The 19,809-nt window shown below is 41.8% G+C and carries 17 protein-coding genes; 11 read left to right on the top strand and 6 right to left on the bottom strand.

The features are described from left to right. Positions 1–55: 55 nt before the first annotated feature. Positions 56–1,201 carry a Gfo/Idh/MocA family oxidoreductase gene (locus tag DP117_RS23585; RefSeq protein ID WP_169220675.1) on the bottom strand — a complete coding sequence of 382 codons (1,146 nt, stop codon included), beginning with the start codon at positions 1,199–1,201 and terminating at the stop codon, positions 56–58. A gap of 34 nt (positions 1,202–1,235) precedes the next feature. After that, on the bottom strand, positions 1,236–1,397 hold the full coding sequence (locus tag DP117_RS23580) for a hypothetical protein (protein ID WP_169220674.1): 162 nt from the start codon (positions 1,395–1,397) through the stop codon (positions 1,236–1,238). A gap of 237 nt (positions 1,398–1,634) precedes the next feature. Between DP117_RS23580 and gloB the strand changes: the two genes are divergently transcribed. Further along, complete coding sequence (gene gloB / locus DP117_RS23575; protein WP_169220673.1) at positions 1,635–2,408, top strand: hydroxyacylglutathione hydrolase; 774 nt, start codon at positions 1,635–1,637, stop codon at positions 2,406–2,408. A gap of 312 nt (positions 2,409–2,720) precedes the next feature. Beyond that, entirely contained in the window at positions 2,721–3,179 is a 459-nt protein-coding gene (gene rplI / locus DP117_RS23570) for a 50S ribosomal protein L9 (RefSeq protein ID WP_169220672.1), read from the top strand. A gap of 98 nt (positions 3,180–3,277) precedes the next feature. Here rplI and dprA read toward each other — a convergent pair whose 3' ends face one another. Both dprA and DP117_RS23560 read right to left on the bottom strand, forming a co-directional pair. Continuing rightward, entirely contained in the window at positions 3,278–4,399 is a 1,122-nt protein-coding gene (dprA, locus tag DP117_RS23565; RefSeq protein ID WP_169220671.1) for a DNA-processing protein DprA, read from the bottom strand. Between the two features lie 137 nt (positions 4,400–4,536). Beyond that, complete coding sequence (locus DP117_RS23560) at positions 4,537–6,654, bottom strand: amylo-alpha-1,6-glucosidase (protein ID WP_169220670.1); 2,118 nt, start codon at positions 6,652–6,654, stop codon at positions 4,537–4,539. Positions 6,655–6,968: 314 nt separating this feature from the next. Between DP117_RS23560 and DP117_RS23555 the strand changes: the two genes are divergently transcribed. From DP117_RS23555 to ilvC, 5 genes are all read left to right on the top strand, one after another. Beyond that, entirely contained in the window at positions 6,969–7,580 is a 612-nt protein-coding gene (locus DP117_RS23555) for a peroxiredoxin (RefSeq protein WP_169220669.1), read from the top strand. A 218-nt stretch (positions 7,581–7,798) separates the two neighbouring features. Further along, on the top strand, positions 7,799–8,341 hold the full coding sequence (locus tag DP117_RS23550) for a redoxin domain-containing protein (protein ID WP_169220668.1): 543 nt from the start codon (positions 7,799–7,801) through the stop codon (positions 8,339–8,341). A 722-nt stretch (positions 8,342–9,063) separates the two neighbouring features. Next, positions 9,064–9,930, top strand: coding sequence for an aldo/keto reductase (locus tag DP117_RS23545; RefSeq protein WP_169220667.1), 867 nt, complete (start codon positions 9,064–9,066; stop codon positions 9,928–9,930). A gap of 679 nt (positions 9,931–10,609) precedes the next feature. Beyond that, positions 10,610–11,221 (top strand): hypothetical protein, encoded by a 612-nt coding sequence (locus DP117_RS23540; protein ID WP_169220666.1) that lies wholly within the window; start codon positions 10,610–10,612, stop codon positions 11,219–11,221. 104 nt (positions 11,222–11,325) lie between these two features. After that, positions 11,326–12,321, top strand: a complete 996-nt coding sequence (gene ilvC / locus DP117_RS23535) for a ketol-acid reductoisomerase (RefSeq protein WP_169220665.1) — start codon at positions 11,326–11,328, stop codon at positions 12,319–12,321. A gap of 355 nt (positions 12,322–12,676) precedes the next feature. Here the strand turns inward: ilvC and DP117_RS23530 are convergent, their stop codons facing one another. Continuing rightward, positions 12,677–12,946, bottom strand: coding sequence for a GlsB/YeaQ/YmgE family stress response membrane protein (locus DP117_RS23530; protein WP_169220664.1), 270 nt, complete (start codon positions 12,944–12,946; stop codon positions 12,677–12,679). Positions 12,947–13,160: 214 nt separating this feature from the next. After that, entirely contained in the window at positions 13,161–13,523 is a 363-nt protein-coding gene (locus DP117_RS23525) for a VOC family protein (RefSeq protein ID WP_169220663.1), read from the bottom strand. Between the two features lie 186 nt (positions 13,524–13,709). On the opposite strand from DP117_RS23525, the gene DP117_RS23520 reads away from it, so the two are divergent. From DP117_RS23520 to DP117_RS23505, 4 genes are all read left to right on the top strand, one after another. Continuing rightward, the gene (locus DP117_RS23520) at positions 13,710–14,495 is read left to right on the top strand and encodes a hypothetical protein (protein ID WP_169220662.1); all 786 of its coding nucleotides are present in this window, start codon (positions 13,710–13,712) and stop codon (positions 14,493–14,495) included. A gap of 5 nt (positions 14,496–14,500) precedes the next feature. Further along, complete coding sequence (locus tag DP117_RS23515) at positions 14,501–15,520, top strand: DUF1822 family protein (RefSeq protein ID WP_169220661.1); 1,020 nt, start codon at positions 14,501–14,503, stop codon at positions 15,518–15,520. A gap of 21 nt (positions 15,521–15,541) precedes the next feature. Further along, positions 15,542–18,001 (top strand): protein kinase, encoded by a 2,460-nt coding sequence (locus DP117_RS23510; RefSeq protein ID WP_169220660.1) that lies wholly within the window; start codon positions 15,542–15,544, stop codon positions 17,999–18,001. 282 nt (positions 18,002–18,283) lie between these two features. Beyond that, positions 18,284–19,585 carry a glycoside hydrolase family 10 protein gene (locus DP117_RS23505; RefSeq protein WP_169220659.1) on the top strand — a complete coding sequence of 434 codons (1,302 nt, stop codon included), beginning with the start codon at positions 18,284–18,286 and terminating at the stop codon, positions 19,583–19,585. Positions 19,586–19,809: the final 224 nt, after the last annotated feature.

The raw sequence follows: 19,809 nt of genomic DNA, 5'->3' as shown, positions 1-19,809 counted from the left end.
TCGCGTGCAAAAACCCGATAACTTCTGCGAAACCGGGTTTGTGTCCAGAATTAGGTTAAGACTCGCCAGAGGGGCTAGCCGCATGAATCAGTTCTGGCTGTTCCTCGGCTGGAGGATGTTCAATAGTCTGATTTGATGTAGGGCGTTGATGGCGATCAAGGTGATCGAGCTGCACAAACGTACCAGTTTCAATTGACTGATAAAGAGCATTAATGATACGAACATCGTTCAACCCCTCCATTCCCGATGGTTCTGGGTCTTTATCGTGTAAAATGCAGTCTGAAAAGTAAGTAAATTCAGCAGCAAGCTGATCATGGGATTCAAACGTATGCTCCTGAGTTTCACCATTAATAGTGAGATAGTGCTTGACTTCACCTTGCCAAGGATAAGCTGGATCGACTCGTAAGTTGCCTTTTGTGCCAACGATCTGGTAAGTTGAGACTTTTGCAGCACCAAAGCTACAGGTAAAAGTTGCAAGTCGCTCGTTAGGAAAGCGCAGAATAACACTAGTCATTTCTTCCACTTCGCTGAAGCGTTGCTCTCCCTTGTTAGCACTGACAGCGAAAACTTCAATAGGTTCATCTTGAAACAGGTAGCGAGCTGCATTAATACAGTAAATGCCAATGTCGTAGAGGGTACCGCCACCAGCCGCATCTCGCATCCGAATGTTATCTTGCTCTACCTGTTGCGCAAACAGCGAGTTGAAGATGCGTGGTTCACCAATTTTATGCGATCGCACAACTTCAATTGCCTGCAAGTTGCCTTTCTCCAAATGCAGACGATAGGCAATCATTAACTTCACGCCGTTGTTTTCACAGGCATGAATCATTTCCTCACATTCTTGTTCAGTGATTGCCATTGGTTTTTCACACAGCACATGAATTGCTTGATTAGCAGCCCGTACTGTATATTCACGATGCAAATGGTTCGGCAACGCGATGTAAACAGCATCAATTTCGCCACTCGTTAGGCAGTCTTCGTACTGTTCATACGAGTAGGTGTGTTGTATACCGTATTTTTTACTAAGCTCTTCACGCTTTTGAGGATCATCCGAAACTAAAGCAACCAATTGAGAGTTGTCAGCGTGAGTGAACGCAGGCAAAGCAGCAGCTTGAGCAAACCAACCTAAACCAACCACAGCATAACGGATTTTGCGCTTGTTGTCTGGGGAAGATGGATTGGGAGATTGAGATGAAGTCATGGGCATATCTCCAAAATAAGCTTTGTGTATATAATCAAGGCACAGAGGAAACGAGTACTGCTCTAACTTTGATCACGCGAGTCTGATAGATGTTTTGAGACAGTTCTACTTCCTCGCGCCGACTCACCATTTGAAAAAACTTCTCCAGTGAGTCAGCCGTTCCTGTATCTGCATACTTGAAAAAGAATTTCAGCACTCTAGCCTATCCTAAGAAGCCAGACAAACATCTTCCTCTAACAAATGGGATGTGCTATCTCAGTCGGTACTCTATCTAGCGAAAGAAGCAGTATTCATCCGAAAAAGTGTGTCTCTTCAGGACAAGAACGCAGTACCTTATGGACAATCGCTATGATCAACACGTCTGCTCTGATAAGTTAAAACATCTGTTAGATGACAGATGTTATGAAATTTGTAGTCACAGTTGGGTTTTATTATGCAAGTTATTCGTCTTGAGGCACTCTCAGATAATTACATTTTTGTGCTAAACGAGCCAAAGCAAAATATTGCTGCTGTTGTCGATCCAGCTGAGGCGGAACCAGTTTTGCAGAAACTTCAAGAGTTAAAGGCTGAGTTGGTAGCGATTTTTAACACGCACCATCATCAGGATCATATCGGAGGTAACCGCCAACTGATGCAACAATTTCCTAATGTGATAGTTTATGGTGGGGCTGAAGATAAAGGCAGAATAGTGGGACAGCAGGTATTTTTACAGCAAGGCGATCGCGTTGAATTTGCAGACAGAACAGCTGAAGTTATCTTCGTTCCTGGACATACCCGCGCTCATATTGCCTATTATTTTCCTCCAGACAACCCAAGTGAAACGGGTGAGTTATTCTGCGGCGATACCTTGTTTGCTGGTGGTTGTGGTCGCTTATTTGAAGGAACACCTACGCAAATGGTTCATTCCCTGAGCAAACTTCGCTCATTACCTGATCATACTCGCGTTTGGTGTGCCCACGAATATACATTGAAAAATCTGCAATTTGCTCTCACCGTAGATGCAGAGAACACCGACTTACAAAGGCGTTATGATGAGGTCAAAACCTCTCGCAGCCAGGGAGAAGCAACTGTTCCTTCGCTTTTAGGAGTGGAAAAGCAGACAAATCCCTTTTTACGTTGGGAGCAACCAGCATTACAATTAGCGACTAACACTCATGACTCAGTGCAAACTTTTGGGCGGTTGCGAGGAATGAAAGATAAATTTTAGAAGGGGAAGTGTTAACCATTTGTGATTTCCACACAAGCAAGCGCTAAAACCTTATCGAAACTGCAATTTGGAATGTTTTGAACAACAGCAACTCAGAAATCCCAAACGCGTATCACAACCAAGTGTCATCGAAGGATAAATATTGATTTTTCTTGTCCTAACAGTTGCGATCGCACCTTGCATTTCGCTATGATTTGTAGGTTTCGGGCTATACGCGAAGCTGCTTGGGATATAGCTGCATCCATGTCAACTGTTTTGTTGAAGCCCAAGCAATTAAGATTTTAGAGAAAGCTTACCAGAAAAAGAACAACGATGTCGAAACGCATACAATTAGTCTTAACTCAAGATATCATCAAGCTAGGAAAATCTGGCGACTTGGTGGAAGTTGCCCCTGGCTACGCTCGTAACTACTTAATTCCCAAAAGCTTGGCAACTCGTGCCACTCCTGGTATTCTCAAGCAAGTCGAACGTCGTCGCGAATTAGAACGCCAGCGGCAATTAGAATTGAAGCAACAAGCTGAAGCTCAAAAAGCAGCTTTGGAAAAAGTTGATAGCTTCACAATTGCCAAGCAAGTTGGTGAAGCCGAAGCTATTTTCGGTACTGTCACCACCCAAGAAGTCGCAGATGTCATTCAACAAATTGCAGGACTAGAAGTGGATCGGCGTGGTATTACCATACCGGATATTAGTAAGTTGGGAACTTATGAGGCTGAAATTAAGCTATATACTGATGTGACAGCAAAAGTCAACATTCAAGTTGTCGCTAGCTAAAAATTTTGATCCTAAAAAATTTTCGCTCCTAATTATACCACAGATGAAACTGATAACTGTGTTTATCTGTGTTCATCTGTGGTTTGTTTTTTTCTACTCTACGAGCAGCGCTGATACCTCATCCCCGGTAATTGCGAAACTAAACTCATCAATTCCAACTGCAACAAAACACCAGAAACTTCACCTGCAGCCATGCCCGTTTGTTGCACAATCAAATCAAAGGGTAAAGCTTCTAAAGTCATTGCATCCAAAACTCGTTGAAGCTGTGGTGGTAGATCTGGCAAAGTCAACTGCTGCGGTAATGGAGAAGCTTCGACAGAATCGAGTTGTGGTATTGCTCCCAGCATTTTTAAGAGTTCATCTAATTCCTTAAGAATAGGAACTGCTCCTTGACTGAGTAGTTTTAAACACCCTTGGGATGGGTTATCATCCAGTCTTCCGGGGAGTGCATAGACATCTCGCCCAAAATCATTGGCATAGCTAGCAGTAATTAAAGCGCCTGATTTTATCGGTGCTTCCATTACCAGAATAGCACGACTCAAACCAGCAATAATTCTGTTGCGACGAGGAAAGTGTGTACGATCAGGTGGCGTCTTTGCTGGATACTCACTCACAACCAATCCATTCGCCAAAATCTGCTTGTAGAGTTCTACATTTTTAGATGGATAGACAACATCTACACCGGTTCCTAAAACTGCGATCGTACGTCCTCCAGCTTTCACAGTAGCCGTGTGACTTTCAGTATCAATTCCCTCGGCTAAACCAGAAACAACGGTAAACCCATTTTTCGCCAAAGCTGTACTAATTTGGCGAGTCCATCGAATACCATACTCTGAGGGCTGGCGTGTACCTACAATCCCAACAAGTTGTTTTTGTCCAAGATTTTCTTGTACATCGACTTCACCACGATAGTACACAATAGGTGGTGGACTAGGTATTTCCAGTAGTAAACGAGGATAGTCAGCATCTGCTGGTGTCCAAAAATTCGGATTTTGCTGTTGGTGTTGCTCTAAAAATTGTTCAGGATGTAACCGGGAGCGTTGTTGCACCACCTTTTGTAATGTTTGAAAACCAAAACCTTCTACTTGTCCCAACTGTGCAGGCTTTGCATCCCAAGCTGCTGCCAGTGTACCAAAATGTTGCTGCAACCGTTGTAATAATACTGGACCAATTCCAGAAATTTGTGACCAAGCTAACCAATATGCACGTTCTTGTCCCAATTACCCATCCTCAAATCTACTGGGTTGATTGTTCCCAGATTGGAAAGCAAAGATACATAAGGTAATGCGTAAGCCTGAAAGCAAACAGTCGTAAATCATCAGTACTGAGCGCTGATTCAGAACTCAGTACTTACGACTCAGTAGTTTCTCAAGTGTCGAATGACTTCAGCAACAGACCAAGCTTGAGCGATCGCTCCTCCTGGTGTGTGCGGTTCATCACCATCAAAGATTTCAGAAATAGAGCCAAGACACGCCTGTGATTGGAAGTGTTGAAGTAAGGGTTGCCAATCAAAGGGCAATGGTTCTTCAGGATAAAAGCGCTCACTCGCACGGATGAAAGGACCAATCAACCAAGTCCACACTGTACCTTGATGATAAGCGCGATCGCGTTTTTCTCGCTTACCCCTGTATTTGCCAATGTATTCTGGATCTGTTGGAGCAAGAGTGCGAAGACCATAAGGAGTCAGCAAGCAAGAACGAGCAAGCTCAAGAATCTTTTGCCCTTGCTGTTGAGAAAATGCACAGTGTGAAAGCGACAGTGCCAAAACGGCATTTGGGCGAATCTGAGAATTTCGGCGGTCGTCTGGCTCAATGGTATCGTACAAGTAACTCAGTTGAGGATTCCAGTACTGTTGCATAGAAGCTTTCACTTGTTGTGCAAGCTGAGTGTAACGTAAAGCCTGCTTAGCAAGACGCGCTCGCTCAAGCATAGCTTCGTGTTCACTCAAGATTTCTGCCCATCGACTTGCCCAACATAGCGCTGAATACCACAAAGCATTAATTTCGACTGGCTTACCACGACGGGGAGTCACAGGCTGTCCGTCTACTATCGCGTCCATCCAGGTAAGAGCTACACCAGGAGCATACCAACTCAGTAACCCATCGGTAGTATCAAGATGAATATTATAGCGCGTCCCCCCAATAAAAGCTTTGTAGATTTGCTGCACCACTGGATATTGCTCTACTAAAAACTGCCAGTCTTGAGTGGCTTCCAAGTAAAGCCCTAAAGTTTCAATCCACCAAAGTGCCGCATCAATACTGTTATAAAATGGTTCGCCACCTATGTCAGGAAATCCATTGGGAATTAAACCGTGACGACAATAACGCCCAAAAGTTTCTAGCAGTCCTTTTGCCAAGTCAAAACGCTGCGGAATCAGTGCCAACCCTGGTAAAGCAATTAAAGTATCGCGCCCCCAGTCATTAAACCAGTGATATCCAGCAATAATAGTGGGACCAGCAATAGAAGCACGATAAACAATAAACTGATCTGCAGCACGTAGTAGTTGTTGCCAGAGGTGGGAGTGAGGAGAAAAAGAGAGGGGCAAAGGGGAATTAAAGTTTACACTCTCGTGTGTTCCCTGACTCTGCTGCTCCCTAGCTCCCCACCCAAAAACTTCAAACAGCCGCTCTTGTTCTGCTTCTACTGCTTGTGCAAAAGTTTCTGAAGTCAAAGGACTTTGGAATTGACAAGGATTACCCACTCGTGCTTCCAAAGTCACAGCATCTCCTGGAGAAAGTGTCACCGTTAAGTAACCAGGGCTGTAGAGGTCTTCATGATCGTCTAACCCTCGTAGAGTTTCCTCGCTTAGTTTATAATCCCAGTACCAAAACGCCTCTGGTTGATAGTTTCCTTGCGTCCAGCGCAAATGCCAAGGTGTCCCAAAGTTGTGAGAACTTATTGCTTGCAGGCAAACTTGCTGTTGTCCTAGCAATTGTGAGAACTGTAATTCTGGAAGAACCTTTTGTTGATGGTGAAAGTCGCGATCGCCTATAAGTACTCGCAGCTTCAATGTCGCTGTTTGTGTACCTTCATAGCGATACTGAACCAAGATACGATGACAAAACTCAGATGAAGAAGATAAAGTCTTTTCTTCCTCTACCTTCCCCAATTCCCCTACTCTTTCTACTTTCTCCACTAAGCCATGCGGCATCATCAAAAGCCTAGTCAACTGCCAGTCATCCTCACCCCAAATCCACTTTGGAACTGGGTTAATCTCAAAAGAGCGCAGTAGTTGGTAACCTTTTGGCTCTATCTGACCACTCCCCCAGAAATTTGTCCCCAATACAATAACCCGATCTGGTAGTTCTAAGCTAGCTTCTAGGTGCGAAAGCAGTAGAGTACGCCCAGAAGGCGGACTCGTAGCCGCTAACAGCCACCCGTGATAAGTGCGAGTGCGGACATCACAAACTGTTCCACTGGCAAAACTTCCTAAGCCATTAGTCACTAACCATTCTCTTGTATCTAAATCCATCATTTGTACTCAAAATCGTTATGAGTATGATATAGTCGTAACAGATCGTAATTAAACTGTAAGTCCAGTTTTGCAGGCGGTAGAACCAGTGTTGCACTGAGGGGGTCAGTCCGTCCTTGGAGATTGCCCTTACTGGCTCCTCTACAGGCAACTGCACCAAACCAGTGCTGGTTTGAGGGTATTCTACGCCCAACTGGCCAACCCGATAGCCTTTTGGCGTGGCAAAAGCCATAGGGTGATGGCGAGAACGGGTGAGATTGACCTGACCCGAACTCTGACAATACTAGACGGATATAAGTTGAAGGAGAATTAGATTAATGCCTCTCACTTACCCATCAGAAGGATGCCTCCGTGTAGGTCAACAGGCTCCCGACTTTACAGCAACAGCTGTGTTAGATCAGGAGTTTAAAACAATAAAACTTTCCGACTATCGCGGCAAGTATGTTGTATTGTTTTTCTATCCCCTAGACTTTACCTTTGTTTGTCCCACTGAAATCACGGCCTTTAGCGATCGCCACGAAGAATTTAAGAATCTTAACACCGAAATTCTGGGTGTTTCCGTTGACAGTGAATTTTCTCACTTAGCATGGATTCAAACAGATCGCAAGTCTGGTGGCGTGGGTGATCTCAACTATCCCTTAGTTTCCGACATCAAAAAAGAGATCAGTGCAGCATACAACGTGCTTGATCCAGCAGCTGGTGTTGCCTTGCGCGGTCTGTTTATTATTGACAAAGAAGGTGTCTTACAGCACGCTACCATCAACAACCTAGCTTTTGGTCGCAACGTTGATGAGACGCTGCGGACTTTGCAAGCTATTCAACACGTTCAGTCCCACCCGGACGAAGTTTGCCCTGCTGGCTGGCAACCAGGTGACAAGACAATGGTTCCCGATCCAGTCAAGTCCAAAGTTTACTTTGCTGCTGTTTAGGTTTCAAAAGTAATAAAGTCGTAGTAGCACGCAAAAAGTGCTACTCAAAACTCACTCAAGCGTAACCACAGATAAACACAAGTAAATCAAATTTGTAATGAAGAATTCGTAATCTATTTCATCATGCATTGCGGGTTACACGTTACTAATTATTGGCTTAAAATCGTGTCTATTTGTGGTTTTTTATTGACAATTTTCATCAGAACATGAACAAAAAAATGGCAACTTCAACTGCTTCTAGTAGATTATTTAATAAACGATTTTTCCGCAATTTTTTACCAATTCCAGCGTATAATAGCTTGGAATTAGGATACATAGGACCAGATTTTCAACTACCAGATATCACTCATGGCACTTTAGTCAAATTATCTGATTATAGAGGCAAGCAACCTGTTTTAATTGCCTTAACTCGTATCTTCACAGAAAAGAATTATTGCCCTTTTTGCTACCCTCACATCAAATCTTTAAATGAAAACTATGAGCAATTTCAAAGTCGGGGCATAGAAGTTTTAATGATTACTAGTACTGATGAACGGCAGAGTCAAATTGTTGTGAGAGATTTGAGTTTAAAAATGCCGCTCTTGAGTGATCCTACCTGTCGTGTATTTCGTACCTATAAAGTTGGACAAGCATTGGGAGCACCTTTACCAGCACAATTTGTGTTAGATAAAGAAGGTAAACTTCGTTACAAACATTTATTTTCTTTTCTTGATCACAACGCCAGTGTGGAAAAATTGTTAGAGCAATTCAATTTTTCATAAAAGCTGACCAATCAATTATCAGTTACCAGTTACCAGTTATCAGTTTGAAGAAGAATTCAGCAATTGGTGAATTCAGTATTCACCAAGGAAGAAATAAAGAATTCCGACTCCTGACTCCTGAACGCCAGGTGCTTTATGCCGGGGGACCCCTTCGGGTTCGCCAGTTGCCTGTTGTCGGGAAACCCTCCCGCAGCACTGGTCTCACCGTCCACCGCACTGGCTCCTCCTGACTCCTGACTCCTTCACTGGTCACTGTTCATTGTTCATTGATGTTGACTGGTTTTTTCGATGCTTATGCTTTATGATAACCGTTTCTTGGCCCATGAAGGCAAACTCGCGCCGTGTTTGAATTGCATGAGTGGAGAAAAAACTTAACTCATCCTACGGCTACGAAAGGTAGATTTATTTGTCAACAAGACAAATAATTGAGAATCAACTGCGTAATTGAAAGCATTCGCTTAAAAAACCGCGAATTAAGTTTTTTCTCTCCTCACCTATGTTATTCAATAGCCAAGACTTCAAAGCGTTATGCCATCTTTGTTTTAGCTTAACGAGCGTACCATTCGGCTATCAGTCTTGAAGTGAAGTTTAAGGCGATCGCGTGATTGCATTCTTGAGAATTATGTTCCAAGGCTGTACGAATGCAAAGTTTTGCTTAGCGTGTTTGCCTCTGTGCGCAAAGTTATTATCCAATTAATAACGCTGAAGCTAAAGCAAGAAACATGGAAACAAAACAGTTAGGGAAAACAGGTGTGTCTATAAGTGCAATTGGTTTAGGGAGTATGCCAATGTCTTTAAGCACTCGCCCAAAAGAGTCACAGTCAATTGATGTTATCCATCGTGCCTTAGATTTGGGTATTACGTTCATTGATACTGCTGACTCTTACTGCAAGGATGAAAGCGATAAGCACCACGGTGAGCAATTGATTCACAAAGCTTTGCAATCCTACAAAGGCAATGTGAGTCATGTTATTGTAGCGACGAAAGGCGGGTTAATGCGTCCTAATGGTAATTGGACGCGTAACGGAAATCCCCAGCATTTACGCGAAACTATCCGCACTAGCTTTAAAGTTTTGGGTGGCAATAAACCGATTGATCTCTGGCAATATCACGCTCCAGACCCAAATTATAATCTTAAGGAATCTCTCATACCAGCCAAAGAAGCAGTCGAGGCAGGCATGATTCGGTTCGTGGGAGTTTCCAACTTTTCTGTCGAACAAATCAAACAGGCGCGGGATGTGGTTGATATTGTCTCGGTGCAAAATCAGTACAACCCTTGGTACCGTGAGCCTGAGTTTGATGGTGTACTAGAGTATTGTGAGCATGAAAGTTTGACATTTCTACCTTGGAGTCCTTTTGGGGGCAGTCGTCGCCATCATGGCTTAGAAGATTTTCCCACAATAGCAAAACTAGCTCAAGAAAAAGGCGTATCTGTGTACAGTATTGTTCTGGCGTGGTTGCGTTCTAAGTCGCCCAGTATTTTGCCTATTCCTGGTGCTAGCAAAATTTCCAGCATTGAAGACACAGTGCAAGCTGTCAATGTGAAATTGTCAGATGACGAAGTGCAAAGAATAGATCGAGAAACCTAAAAACATTAGCTTGTCGAACGCAATCAGCGTATGTTGGGTTGACTGACATCTTGCTGCATTTTCAACAAGACCTAAAAAACCGGGTAACTGAGGCGGAAAATTAAGGTAAGGCTTGTGTCGTCTTTCTCAAGAAACCCGGTTTTTGACAAGAGTGCAAGATATAAGTTGAACTATTGAGTCATCTGATTTAATTTGTGAAATTTTCGTTAATCTGCCTTGGAATATGCTTCATAGCGGGCACAACGTATATTTTCATGAATGATTCAAGATTGCTATAGCAACAACCCAACAAAAAATATTTGAAGAAGAAATTTTCAATATAATTACCTGAACAAAAAAGACAAAATAGTATCCTACCACACTTATAATAATTGCTGATTGTTTTAGTTCATTATCATAATTTTTATTATGAGTTTTGAATCAGAAAATCTAATATAATCTGCTTGATAAGCTTTGTTCCCAAAAAAAATCTTTCATAAAAACTATTGCATTGCTCAATGATGTGTGAAATTTTTTGTTGCTCTTGGCTCTGTATGCTCTGTAAGACGTGATTAATTTCGATTTCACAAACCACATTCACAAACCACATCAGATTGTTATATATATGCTTGCAGCAAGAGTAAGGAATATTTTGATGATAAATTTAACTCAAATCTACTTAAAAAAGTTTTAAAAAAGTATGTTACCTTTTAAAGCAACGAGAGGCAACATTAATTTCAGCGAATACTTTCACAAAATTTTCCAAAATCGAAACTTTAAAATTTGGGGCTGGCTAATAGCTTTTTTAATCATTAGTGTATTTAATGGCTGGTTGATAAAAGTATCTTCTGTTTCGATACCAATAGTTATTTATGTTGCTCTTTTTCCTTTAGCTTCTATTATTTATAGTCGTTTTTGCAAGAAAACGTGGCTATTGATAGTTATTTTAGTGATTTCACGTTTGATTTTAGCGTTTATGTTATGTATTTTACGTTTACCTGAGATTTCACAGGTCACGATAGTTTTGTATGGTTTAAGTATTTTATTTGTTACTTTTTTATTAATTAATATCGCAAGCACACGTGGAATGGTGGTACCAGCTTTAACAGTAATTTTGATAATCTTGCTGTGGATGATAATAGGTTGGCAAGCAATTATCCGTTTAGTTTTGTATTGTAATTTAATAGTGACTTTCAACAAAGCCGGGAGAAGGTTAAGCAAGTATTTAAAAAGCTTCAATGCTGCGATGGCAGTTTTGAGTGGAACCGCAGCCTTTGGATTGGCACTAGGATGGATGCTGGGTAGCTTATAGCAATAGAGTTTTAGAGTTTTAACAATTGGAGGCGAATGTCAAGTTTTGCGGTAAGATTATAGACTTGCAATAAATCAGGACGCTTGCTAAGAGGAGACGCTCCTATGGCCCGGATGTACTACGACGAAGACGGTAATTTAGACCTTTTGGCACAGAAAACCATCGCTATCATTGGTTATGGTTCCCAAGGTCACGCCCATGCCCTTAATCTTAAAGATAGTGGTCTGAACGTGATTGTCGGGCTATATCCGGGTAGTAAGTCAGTGGCAAAGGCTGAAGCTGCTGGATTAACCGTGAAAAATGTTGCTGATGCTGCCAAAGCTGCTGACTTCATTATGATTTTGTTACCAGATGAGGTGCAAAAAACGATTTACAAAAACGAGATTGAACCGAATCTAGAAGAAGGAAATGTTTTATTATTCGCTCACGGCTTTAATATTCACTTTGGTCAAGTCGTCCCACCTGCTAATGTAGATGTAGTGATGGTTGCACCCAAAGGACCAGGACACTTGGTACGCCGGACTTATGAACAAGGGCAAGGTGTGCCCTGTTTGTTTGCCGTGTTTCAAGATGCGAGTGGTCAGGCACGCGATCGCGCAATGGCATATGCTAAAGGTATTGGTGGAACTCGTGCGGGTATTCTCGAAACAACTTTCCGCGAGGAAACCGAAACCGATTTGTTCGGTGAACAAGCCGTTCTGTGCGGTGGTTTGAGTGCTTTAATCAAAGCAGGTTTTGAAACTTTGGTGGAAGCAGGTTATCAGCCAGAATTAGCTTATTTTGAATGTCTCCATGAAGTCAAATTGATTGTTGACTTGGTTGTGGAAGGCGGTTTAGCCAAAATGCGTGATAGTATTTCTAATACCGCTGAATATGGCGACTATACTCGTGGACCTCGGATTGTGAATGAACAAACCAAGGCAGAAATGCGCCAAATTCTCAAAGAAATTCAATCTGGTCAATTTGCACGAGAATTTGTTTTAGAAAACCAATCTGGTAAACCTGGATTTACCGCAATGCGTCGTCAAGAAGCTGAACATCCTGTTGAGGAAGTCGGCAAAGATTTACGCGCTATGTTCAGCTGGATGAAAAAAGATTAACCGCAGATACGCGCGGATAAACGAGGCAGTGGATTGGGAAAGTTTCACGATTTGTAGACGCCCGCAGGGCGATCTACCCGTTGGGTAGCGCCTGCCGTGCAGATAAAAAAGTAGATAATTTTCTATTTTCGACTTCTGTTTTCGACTTGTTCCCAGGTTCTGCCTGGGAATGTTTTCTTAAAAAATAATCAGGACTTACGCAAAAGTTACCCGGTTTCTACCAAAAATCGTCTGTTTCGCAACCAAATACGAACTCACCAAACCGAGTTTCTAGCAGATGCTGCGTAAGTCCTAATGGTAAATGCTGCAAAATTTATTTGTGAGATCTATTCGTGGAAATATGATGAGTGATTCTTTAGTATGCTCTGCGGGAAAATTGATAGTACAAGAAAATAGCGATCATCGCACCCAATACTGCCACGAATAAACCAGGAAGACTCAAAGTTGCAGAAGTCAGTGTCAAACTTCCTGTTTGCAAAACGTTAACTAATGTTCCACCAATGAAAGCACCAACGATTCCCAGCACTATAGTCGCTAAAATTCCACCACCTTGATAACCAGGATAGATTGCTTTGGCAATAGCACCAGCTAGAAGGCCCAAGACTACCCAAGCAATAAGATTCATGATTTTATCTCCCTATCGTTTTTTGGTATCGCCTTTAATTGTGTTTTTCACTAACACTACTAATCTAAGCTTATTAAGATTTGAGATTCATCCTTCGTAAGAAAGAATTTGAGTTCCTCTTCAGAAAGAGAACAAAAGTAATGTAAGTTAGGATTAGCCAAGACTTAAGAAATTTCGTAAGTCCAAAGTTATAATTCTGTTGGCTTATGCCTAATTATCCACGAGTTAATAGTTCCAAATTATGCCCGTTGTCATCTAGAAAATAGAAGCCACGACCTCCATTTCTGTGGTTAATTTGACCTTTGTTTTGGTGCATGGGTTCACTACTATATTCAAGATTTGCTTCTTTAACTCGCGCAAAAATTGCATCGAATTCCTCATCACTAACATGAAAGGCATAGTGGTGCGGCTCGAATTTTTCAGAGTCAGCAAAGTCAAGCGTTAATGTGTCATTAACACGGACAACCGCAAAGTGACTCAAGGGAGGTTCAAGCTTGAACCCAAAAATATGTGCAAAAAACTGTGCGGATGCTTCTTTATTATGTACGGGAACTATGGTGTGATTCAGGGTAATCATATGTCATTCCTCTTAAGTAGCTTACGACTTAATTCTTAGCATGACTCTTTAAACCTTTTGTTGCCCTCTCTATTTTGGTAGTAATTAAGAGTTCATCTATTTTCCCTTAACTGAGCAGTATTGGTACAGTGGGTGCTTTTTTGGGTAATACTGAGGATATATCCTTGTTCTTTGATGCCTGCGTCTATGGAAAATCAGGATGAATCCACATGTCTACTCCTGCAAGAACTGCGTCAAATTTTAGACGGTAGTCAACAAGAGGTACAACTTTACGAGTTAATTTCAAAATTTTGCCAACAAACAGCTGGTAGCTTCCAAAGGCGAAAAGCCTTTATCCCCCTACTAAAACAACTTCAACAGCTACGAGGACTCGCCAAACCTCGGTGTGGCTTTAAACATGAAAAATATCCTGATGTCCTCCATGACACCTTAATTCAGGTACGTGATCGCCTTTGTACGGAATTTCAACCTATGCTACCAACACTCAGAGGTAGTTTAACGGTATGGATTAACGAAAAATTACGTTTGAAATACAAGGTTATAGAATTATTTTCTGATCAAATAAGACGGGAGATATCGATAGATAATCTTATTAACACTGAACAAGGTGGCGAAACTTTTGCTGAAATTGTGAGCGATCGCACTATCGATGGAACTATTCGCCTGAGTGGAATATTTCGCGTCATTGACGAAGAAAATCGCCAACAAAGCCAGGAATTTGACCGTAAACTCAGAGATTATTTTGAACAAGATCCACAGGGAAGGTTACAGAACTGTCATCCTAAATGCAGAAATAATTGCAATTGTCAAGAATTAATCAAAAGACGTTTCTTAAAAGATCCTCCAGATAAGTGGCATGAAATTGCCAAGGATTTCAACATCAGTCATGGAACTGTCACTAGTCATTGGCAGAGAAAATGCGAACCTCTCATACGAGAAATGACTCAAAACCTTGGATATGCACGGGAGTAAAAATTATGAACAACACACCAACTTCTTTTTCAATCGGTGTTCCACTGACAAGCATTGCCCATGAATATGCAAGGCAATTTGAGGTTGAACAAGCTACCTCCCAGAAAGGGAAACAAGTTTACTTAAATACCCTAGCTGTGTACGCTGTACATAGTTTCCTGCAACTGATGGATATAGCTACGGATATTAGCCAAAGCAATAGTTGGCATCCTATTATTAGACGTTTTCATAATGTTGCCGATTTAATATTACCAGAATTTGGCTGTTTAGAGTGCCGCCCGGTTTTAACTGGCGAAAAAGTTATTTCATTGCCAAAAGAGGCAACTGAAGACCGTATAGGCATAGTTGCAGTTTTATTTGAGGAACATCTAGAGCAAGTACATATGTTAGGATTTGCTCCAGCCGATGCTGCAGGATGGCTGCCACAAGAAATACAAATTTCCCAACTTCAACCACTGGATCTGCTTTTAGATCAGTTGGAAAAAGTCGCTGCACAGAAGTCAAGCATTGCCAAAACTTCTTCTCAAGTCAGCGACAATACACAGTTTTTACAAATTCAAGCAACAGATATCACACAAAACCTGACAATTGTAAATTTAAGCCAATGGCTACAAAATTTCGTAGATGCAGGTTGGCAGACAGTACAAGAAATTTTTGGTACACAAAGAGCTTATCTGATTTTTGCGACAAGAAGCGCTGAATTTTCTCAAAGCATTGTGCGGGCACAACAGATTTCATTAGGAATGCTACCAACAGATGAACAGTTAGCCTTGGTTGTAGCCGTGGTGCCAAAAGTTGCTCAGAAAAGACAAATTATTCTGCAAGTGCATCCAACTAAAAGTCATACCTTGCCACCAGGTTTGCAAAGCATTGTGCTTGATACAAATGGTAACATTCTCTTGCGAGTTGAAGCGAAAAATGCTGATAACAAGATTCAATTAAAAATTGATGGTAAACCAGGAGAACAGTTCAGGTTAAAAATTGCACTGCGTGAGGCTAGCTTCACAAAGGATTTTGTTATTTAATTCTGACTAAAAGAAGCGGCAATGAGTAAGTTAGTCGTCCTTAATATAGTAGATGGTGATTTTGAGAATGGGTTTCCAGTATTTCTAGAAATTGCTACAGAAGGTGAATACCACTTTGCAGAAGCGGATGGCAAACTGCCTCCAGCTCCAGAGTTGCTGAAACAGTATCAAAATTGGCAGCTACCTTACAGTAGTCTAGTATCCAGCTTAAGATCTTCTCGCATCCAAGTTACCGGAGCTACGACTTCCATCTCCCAAATCAAAGCAGCCAGTCAAAAGCTAAAATCTAGCCTGAATCACTGGCTTAATTCCCCACAAATGCATTCCATCTCAAGAACTTTATACCGAAATCTGAAAGATGAATCCGAGGAAATCCGGGTTGTAGTTAGAACTCAAAACTCAGAATTACAGCGGTTGCCTTGGCATTTGTGGGATGATTTTTTTCAGCACTACCGTAGATCTGAGGTGGCTTTGAGTCTGCCAGTGCGAAGGCAAAAAAAAATAATTTCTAGAGATAAAGCGAGAATTTTAGCAGTTTTTGGCAAGCGAGAAACAATTGGTAATATCACTGAAATTAATCTTAATAAAGACTTGGAGTTGCTAGAACAACATTTATCCAAAGACACCGATTTTACTTCTTTAAAAGAACCAACATTAGAGGAGTTATATGAGGAAATTGAGAATAAAAGTCCAGATTTATTCTTTTTTGCCGGTCATAGTTCAAGTGAAGAAAATGGAACAAGAGGGCTAATTGCACTCAATCAAGAAGAGACAATTACTATTGATGATTTCAAGCCAGCTTTGAGAGGAGCTGTTGAGGAGGGTTTGCAGCTAGCAATTTTCAACTCTTGTGATGGAATGGGGATTGCCAAAGAATTAGCTGATTTACATATTCCGCAAATTATTGTGATGCGGGAGCCGGTGCCAGATGTAGTGGCACAGAAGTTTTTACAACGTTTTTTAGAAGCATTTGTGGGAGAAAGATCTGTTTGTCTAGCAGTTAGACGAGCTAGGGAAAAAATACATTCTCTGGAGCCAAAGTATCCAGGTGTAACTTGGTTACCAATCGTTTTCCAAAACCCTGCTGAACCATCACTAACTGGGCGCGAATTTCGTCGAATTGCCACTGGGGTAGAACCGACTCAGGCAAATCCAAAAGCTGAAGTGTCAGAACCTGAAAATCAAAGTGAGGTTTTGTGGTTACCAAGTGCGATCGCCCAAGGCGCTCCTCCCAGCCAACAGCCACCTGCGAAGCAGGGCTTTTCGCTGATCTGTACTCATGGGCATGAAAATCCAATCGCCAACCGTTTTTGCATTCGTTGTGGTGAAGCCTTAGCAGTAACGTTTACACATATAAGTAATATAGCCCCAGATATAACCCCAGTAAGTAATATAGCCCCGCCTTCGCAAGTACCTTCATCAACTGAGAAAGTTAATCAAAGTCATGCGATCGCTTCTATGGGTGTGGGAAGTATTTTGAAAGGACGCTACAGAATCATCCGACAATTAGGAGGTGGAGGGTTTAGTCGAACTTATTTAGCTGAAGATATAGATCGACTTAATACCATATGTGTTATCAAGCAACTCCAAATTTGTTATGGCGAACCAACTATTTATCAAATTGCTAGACGATTGTTTGAAACTGAAGCACAAGTTTTAGAACAATTGGGAAGGCATGATCAGATTCCCCAACTATTGGCTTACTTTGAACAAAACCAAGAATTTTATCTAATTCAAGAATTTATTGATGGTGAGGTTCTCAGTCGAGAAATTATTTTAGGCAAACAGATGAGTGAGTCTTATGTGATTTTCCTTTTGCGAGACGTACTGAAAATACTAGAGTTTGTTCATCAACAGGGTGTCATTCATCGTGATATAAAACCCTCAAACTTAATCAGACGCAAACAAGATGGCAAATTAGTTCTGATTGACTTTGGTGCAGTCAAACAAATTAGCAATCAGACATTAAATTCTCAAGGGCAAACTGTAGCATCTGTTTCCATTGGTACACCGGGCTATCTACCACCAGAACAGGTGGCTGGCAGACCACAATTTAGCAGTGATATTTATGCACTAGGAATTTTATGCATCCAAGCTCTTACAGGAGTGCCTCCTTACCAACTATCAGACGACTGCATAACAGGTGAAATTAGCTGGTGCAGTCAGGCACAGGTGAGTCCTCAGCTAGCCAGAATTTTAGATAAAATGGTGTACTATGACTATAGGCAAAGATATCAATCTGCCACAGAGGTTTTACAGGATTTGCAACGTTCGACGACTCGAATTCCAGTTACAGCTTCTCATCCAATGCTAGCTTCTCGGAGTGCAACAAGAACCGTCGTATATCGTCGCAGAATTTGGATGTTAGTCACAGCATTGATCGCAGTTATAGCGCTCGCAGGACTTGCATTTATAATCTTTGCACCAAAATTATCTATCTCTAATCAACAATCACCAATATCAGAACAAGAAAACAGATAAATTTGCTTTTAAGATAATTTGCAAAAACGATAGCCTTTGTAGAGACTTGCATGCACATCTCTACACGCATGCAACGTCAAGATATGTCTAAAATCTCCAAGAATAATCCATAACCGAACAATATCGAGCTATAGTCGGCACTTCTGAGCGACGAACTGCGTCAACAATCCTGCTCGTGTTACGTCGTCTACTTGAGTTGTTTTGATACAGCAATTTGATGTGCTGTATTGAATGAACAACTACCAATCAAACTACCCTTTAATAAGCATAAATACTTGCCGCATGATAACTAAATTTCATCACAAAAGTCAGCGATGGCGCGCATGGATAGCCAATGCATCATCCAAGCATATGAAATTGTGTTTGATTTCTCGCAATTGGCGGCAATTGCACAGAGTGCAGCGTTTTCGTGGGCGAGAACTCAAGCGTCTTTTTCCATTCTTTGTTTTGATATCATTCGTAACAGCATTGCTATTTAATAGCCTTACCCCTACCATAGCGCAGCTACCCCGTCCAGAAATCCGTGGAGTTTGGATGACCAACAATGATTTTGATACCCTTAAGAATCGTGCCAAGGTGCAGGATGGGATGACTCAATTGAGACGGTTGAACTTTAACACGATTTATCCTGTGGTATGGAATTCTGGGTATGTGATGTATCCCAGCGCTGTGGCAAAACGTGCTGGCATTCAACCGTTTGTCTTGCGAGGTTCAGATGGACATGATATTGTCGCAGATCTGATTACCCAAGCACATCGCCAAGGTTTGCTCGCGATTCCCTGGTTTGAATTTGGGTTTATGGCTCCTCCAACCTCAGAACTCGCATTAAATCACCCAGATTGGCTCACACAAAAACGGGATGGCGGCGAAACTTCGATCAGTGCAGCTGGTGAAGTCGTATGGCTTAATCCTTTCCATCCAAAAGTGCAACAATTTATCACCGAACTCGTGTTGGAAATCATCACTCAATATGATGTCGATGGCATTCAGTTTGACGATCACATGAGTTTGCCTCACGAATTTGGCTACGATAAATACACAGTTGCATTGTATGCTCAAGAAACCAAAAACAGTCCGCCAACAAATCCTCAAGACCCGGCATGGGTGAAATGGCGAGCAGATAAAATTACGGCATTCATGGTACAACTCAACCAAGCTGTCAAAGCAAGAAAACCCCAAGCGATTTTCTCTGTTTCCCCCAATTACTACGACTTTGCTTACAAGTTTCAACTGCAAGACTGGCTCACCTGGGTACGGCAAAATATAGTAGATGAGCTGATTGTACAAGTTTATCGCCCCAATCTGCAAAATTTTGTTGCAACGATTTCTCGCCCAGAAATTCAAGAAGTGCAACAAATGATTCCAACTGGAATTGGTGTCATGGCAGGATTGCGAAATAGCCCGGTTCCAATGCAACAAATTCATTCTCAAGTACGAGCTGCCCGAGAACGTGGTTTGGGCGTTACCTTCTTTTACTACGAAAGTCTCTGGAATTCTGCACCAGAACCTGTCACACAGCGACAAGCTGGATTTCAAACTCTTTTTTCAGCTCCTGCACTCCGCGCCAGAGCCACAGTTGAATAAGCTTTGATATATCTCAAACGGCTGGACATTTTATTTTTTGCTGGACTTACGCAAAAATAACCTCAACCCCTTTGCTTAATTCGCTCATTTGCTTATTCAAAATTAAGAACCCAACACCACAAATTGAGGCATTTTTGCCAAAAAAATGATCACAAAATCGTCATCATTAAATTTTAGCTTAAGCAGCAGAAGCCTCTCGCTCACCCGAAGGGGAGCGATGAGAT

The sequence above is a fragment of the Brasilonema sp. UFV-L1 genome (genome assembly GCF_012912105.1).
In the GTDB taxonomy this organism is placed as follows: Bacteria; Cyanobacteriota; Cyanobacteriia; order Cyanobacteriales; family Nostocaceae; genus Brasilonema.
Note: the sequence above shows the minus strand (reverse complement) of the source record. Positions and strands in the feature narration are given on the sequence as shown.

Excerpts from the sequence above, each read along its gene's own strand:
- DP117_RS23585 (WP_169220675.1), bottom strand. The coding sequence starts at position 1,201 with ATGACTTCATCTCAATCTCCCAATCCATCTTCCCCAGACAACAAGCGC.
- DP117_RS23515 (WP_169220661.1), top strand. The coding sequence starts at position 14,501 with ATGAACAACACACCAACTTCTTTTTCAATCGGTGTTCCACTGACAAGC.
- DP117_RS23505 (WP_169220659.1), top strand. The coding sequence starts at position 18,284 with ATGATAACTAAATTTCATCACAAAAGTCAGCGATGGCGCGCATGGATA.
- DP117_RS23560 (WP_169220670.1), bottom strand. The coding sequence starts at position 6,654 with ATGATGGATTTAGATACAAGAGAATGGTTAGTGACTAATGGCTTAGGA.
- DP117_RS23540 (WP_169220666.1), top strand. The coding sequence starts at position 10,610 with ATGTTACCTTTTAAAGCAACGAGAGGCAACATTAATTTCAGCGAATAC.
- DP117_RS23555 (WP_169220669.1), top strand. The coding sequence starts at position 6,969 with ATGCCTCTCACTTACCCATCAGAAGGATGCCTCCGTGTAGGTCAACAG.
- DP117_RS23530 (WP_169220664.1), bottom strand. The coding sequence starts at position 12,946 with ATGAATCTTATTGCTTGGGTAGTCTTGGGCCTTCTAGCTGGTGCTATT.
- DP117_RS23545 (WP_169220667.1), top strand. The coding sequence starts at position 9,064 with ATGGAAACAAAACAGTTAGGGAAAACAGGTGTGTCTATAAGTGCAATT.
- rplI (WP_169220672.1), top strand. The coding sequence starts at position 2,721 with ATGTCGAAACGCATACAATTAGTCTTAACTCAAGATATCATCAAGCTA.
- DP117_RS23520 (WP_169220662.1), top strand. The coding sequence starts at position 13,710 with ATGGAAAATCAGGATGAATCCACATGTCTACTCCTGCAAGAACTGCGT.
- DP117_RS23550 (WP_169220668.1), top strand. The coding sequence starts at position 7,799 with ATGGCAACTTCAACTGCTTCTAGTAGATTATTTAATAAACGATTTTTC.
- ilvC (WP_169220665.1), top strand. The coding sequence starts at position 11,326 with ATGGCCCGGATGTACTACGACGAAGACGGTAATTTAGACCTTTTGGCA.
- gloB (WP_169220673.1), top strand. The coding sequence starts at position 1,635 with ATGCAAGTTATTCGTCTTGAGGCACTCTCAGATAATTACATTTTTGTG.
- DP117_RS23510 (WP_169220660.1), top strand. The coding sequence starts at position 15,542 with ATGAGTAAGTTAGTCGTCCTTAATATAGTAGATGGTGATTTTGAGAAT.
- DP117_RS23525 (WP_169220663.1), bottom strand. The coding sequence starts at position 13,523 with ATGATTACCCTGAATCACACCATAGTTCCCGTACATAATAAAGAAGCA.